This is a genomic window from Ruegeria sp. ANG10 (assembly GCF_040705255.1).
Lineage (GTDB): Bacteria > Pseudomonadota > Alphaproteobacteria > Rhodobacterales > Rhodobacteraceae > Ruegeria.
On sequence record NZ_JBFCVU010000024.1, the window covers coordinates 2,348 to 6,364 of the forward strand.

General features: G+C 52.9%; 1 tRNA gene and 2 rRNA genes. All 3 read left to right on the top strand.

Annotated features, from left to right (window positions below):
• Positions 1-524: 524 nt before the first annotated feature.
• The 3 genes from AB1A64_RS22235 to AB1A64_RS22245 all read left to right on the top strand — a co-directional run bounded on the left by AB1A64_RS22235 (position 525) and on the right by AB1A64_RS22245 (position 3,827).
• Positions 525-3,351: ribosomal RNA gene (locus AB1A64_RS22235) — 23S ribosomal RNA — on the top strand.
• A gap of 193 nt (positions 3,352-3,544) precedes the next feature.
• Positions 3,545-3,659, top strand: a 5S ribosomal RNA gene (gene rrf / locus AB1A64_RS22240).
• Positions 3,660-3,750: 91 nt separating this feature from the next.
• Positions 3,751-3,827 (top strand) — tRNA-Met (locus AB1A64_RS22245).
• Positions 3,828-4,017 lie beyond the last annotated feature (190 nt).

Genomic DNA, 4,017 nt, shown 5'->3' on the forward strand with positions numbered 1-4,017 from the left:
TTGGCTCCACCATTTACCCGATCAGATCGTTAAGCACCTTTTTTGGTTCTTAACCGTCCGATTGGACGTCTCGTCCAAGTCACCCGTAAGGATGACGGACACATCAATTGACATCGTATAGAGAGAAATCAATCAACACTGTTTGATCGTGCCGAGTGTGGCACTGATCTCGGTCGTTTCCATCATCTGATGGAAGGCACGGTTTGGGTCTAGCCGGCCCTGTCTCGTGTATCGCGACTGAAACGAACAGAGTTGTCCAAGTCAAATATACTAACCCGAGCGACCTGCGTTGATCAGCTGCACGGCTTTGAGACCATATGGGGTTGCTCAATTGTCCTCGTCCAAGTGGCGGGGGCGGGAAATGTATGTTTTTGGTTCAGAAGAATGACTGCCTTTAGTTACCAGCTGGGCGGTCTCGATCGATCTGACCGAACTGTGAAGGCCGACAGGCCGAAAGAGTTCACGTCCTCAAGTAGCCGAATAGGCGGTAGGACAAATGGTCAAGTCTTTCTTTTTCTGGATCAAATCAAGCGCGAGAAGGGCGTTTGGTGAATGCCTTGGCAGCAAGAGGCGATGAAAGACGTGATACTCTGCGATAAGCCATGGGGAGCTGAGAATAAGCTTTGATCCATGGATTTCTGAATGGGGCAACCCACCTGAATGTTTGTTATTGTTAGCTTTGCTATCAATAATGAGCATGAACAGGTACTTAAGACCTGAATACATAGGGTTTTAAGAGCAAACCCGGGGAACTGAAACATCTAAGTACCCGGAGGAAAGGAAATCAATTGATACTCCCCTAGTAGCGGCGAGCGAACGGGGACCAGCCGAGCCAGATGAGTGAGAAGAACATGTTGGGAAGCATGGCCATAGCGGGTGACAGCCCCGTATTCTAAGCTCTGATGGACGTATTAAGTAGGGCGGAACACGTGAAATTCTGTCTGAAGATCGGAGGACCACCTTCGAAGGCTAAGTACTCCTTGCTGACCGATAGTGAACCAGTACCGTGAGGGAAAGGTGAAAAGCACCCCGACGAGGGGAGTGAAACAGTACCTGAAACCGAACGCCTACAATCAGTCGGAGGCTCCTTGCGAGCTGACGGCGTACCTTTTGTATAATGGGTCATCGACTTGGTCTCACGAGCAAGCTTAAGCCGTTAGGTGTAGGCGTAGCGAAAGCGAGTCTTAATAGGGCGAATGAGTTCGTGGGATCAGACCCGAAACCGAGTGATCTAGGCATGGCCAGGTTGAAGGTAAGGTAACACTTACTGGAGGACCGAACCCACATCCGTTGAAAAGGATCGGGATGAGCTGTGCCTAGGGGTGAAAGGCCAATCAAACTCGGAGATAGCTGGTTCTCTGCGAAATCTATTTAGGTAGAGCGTCATCCGAATACCCCGGGGGGTAGAGCACTGGATGGGTAATGGGGCCCCACAGGCTTACTGATCCTAACCAAACTCCGAATACCCGGGAGTACTAGATGGCAGACACACTGCGGATGCTAACGTCCGTAGTGGAGAGGGAAACAACCCTGACCTACAGCTAAGGCCCCCAATTCATGGCTAAGTGGGAAAGCAGGTGGGACGACCAAAACAACCAGGAGGTTGGCTTAGAAGCAGCCATCCTTTAAAGATAGCGTAACAGCTCACTGGTCTAAATAAGTTGTCCTGCGGCGAAGATGTAACGGGGCTCAAGCCATGAGCCGAAGCTTAGGATGCCGTAAGGCATGGTAGCAGAGCGTAGTGTGACATAGTCTCATTCCTCCTTCACGTCTTCGGGCGGATTGGAGGAGAGAGGCTTTCGATGAAGCCGGCCTGTGAGGGATCCGGTGGAGAGATCACTAGTGAGAATGATGACATGAGTAGCGACAAAGAGTGTGAGAGACACTCTCGCCGAAAGTCCAAGGGTTCCTGCTTAAAGCTAATCTGAGCAGGGTAAGCCGGCCCCTAAGCCGAGGCCGAAAGGCGTAGGCGATGGGAACTAGGTTAATATTCCTAGGCCGTGGAGTGGTGACGGATCTCAGGTGTAGTTCAATCTTATCGGATTGATTGGGCTGCTGAGAGGTTCCTGGAAATAGCCCTCCTATCAGACCGTACCCTAAACCGACACAGGTGGACTGGTAGAGCATACCAAGGCGCTTGAGAGAACGATGTTGAAGGAACTCGGCAAAATACCTCCGTAAGTTCGCGAGAAGGAGGCCCGGTTCCTAGGCAACTAGGGGCTGGGGGCACAAACCAGGGGGTGGCGACTGTTTATTAAAAACACAGGGCTCTGCGAAGTCGCAAGACGACGTATAGGGTCTGACGCCTGCCCGGTGCCTGAAGGTTAAAAGGAGAGGTGAGAGCCTTGAATTGAAGCCCAGGTAAACGGCGGCCGTAACTATAACGGTCCTAAGGTAGCGAAATTCCTTGTCGGGTAAGTTCCGACCTGCACGAATGGCGTAACGACTTCCCCGCTGTCTCCAACATCGACTCAGCGAAATTGAATTGCCTGTCAAGATGCAGGCTTCCCGCGGTTAGACGGAAAGACCCCGTGCACCTTTACTACAGCTTCGCACTGGCATCAGGATTGTGATGTGCAGGATAGGTGGTGGGCTTTGAAGCAGGAACGCAAGTACCTGTGGAGCCTCCCTTGAGATACCACCCTTCGCACTCTTGATGTCTAACCGCGGTCCGTTATCCGGATCCGGGACCCTGCGTGGCGGGTAGTTTGACTGGGGCGGTCGCCTCCTAAAGCGTAACGGAGGCGCGCGAAGGTTGGCTCAGAGCGGTCGGAAATCGCTCGTTGAGTGCAATGGCAGAAGCCAGCCTGACTGCGAGACTGACAAGTCGAGCAGAGTCGAAAGACGGCCATAGTGATCCGGTGGTCCCGAGTGGAAGGGCCATCGCTCAACGGATAAAAGGTACGCCGGGGATAACAGGCTGATACTGCCCAAGAGTCCATATCGACGGCAGTGTTTGGCACCTCGATGTCGGCTCATCTCATCCTGGGGCTGGAGCAGGTCCCAAGGGTACGGCTGTTCGCCGTTTAAAGAGGTACGTGAGCTGGGTTTAGAACGTCGTGAGACAGTTCGGTCCCTATCTGCCGTGGGTGTAGGAGACTTGAGAGGAGTTGCCCCTAGTACGAGAGGACCGGGGTGAACGATCCACTGGTGGACCAGTTGTCGTGCCAACGGCAGTGCTGGGTAGCTATGATCGGACAGGATAACCGCTGAAGGCATCTAAGCGGGAAGCCCCCCTCAAAACAAGGTCTCCCTGAGGGCCGTGGAAGACCACCACGTCAATAGGCCGGAGATGTAAGCGCAGTAATGCGTTCAGTTGACCGGTACTAATCGCCCGATAGGCTTGATTTGATCCAGTAATGGAAAGACAAATCAAAGACATACACACCTTGAACATGGATAACTTCGTCGCTTTTGCTACGCAAACAGCGACGGTGTTGATTGACATAACAACCGTGCAGGAACGCGCATCCGCTTCGCGAATACGCTGCCTCCTGCACGTCGCGCTTTGCTCCGCAAAGTCGCGACGTGGGCTTTTCCTCGGTTTGGTGGTCATAGCGCAAGTGAAACACCCGGTCCCATCCCGAACCCGGAAGTTAAGCACTGCCGCGCCAATGGTACTTGGGCTTAAGCCCCGGGAGAGTAGGTCACCGCCAAACCTAGTAAAAGCCCAAAACATCTCTCTAAACGATCAAAAAAACACGACCCGGTCTCAAATAGCCGAATTGGCGGTAGACCAACCCAAAGCGTCGCGGGGTGGAGCAGTCCGGTAGCTCGTCAGGCTCATAACCTGAAGGTCAGAGGTTCAAATCCTCTCCCCGCAACCAAAATCCAAAAAAAACCCGCTCGATCTACAAACAGTCCACTGAACTGCTTGCTTAACGATCAAACCTCGGCAGGCTCATAACCTGAAGGGTGAGGAAGAACAGAAATCGATCCAGTGGATCGATTACCTGACGAACGCGCAAAGCGCTGGACCGTAGCTTCAAATCCTAATCCCGCAACCAGCGTCGGAAT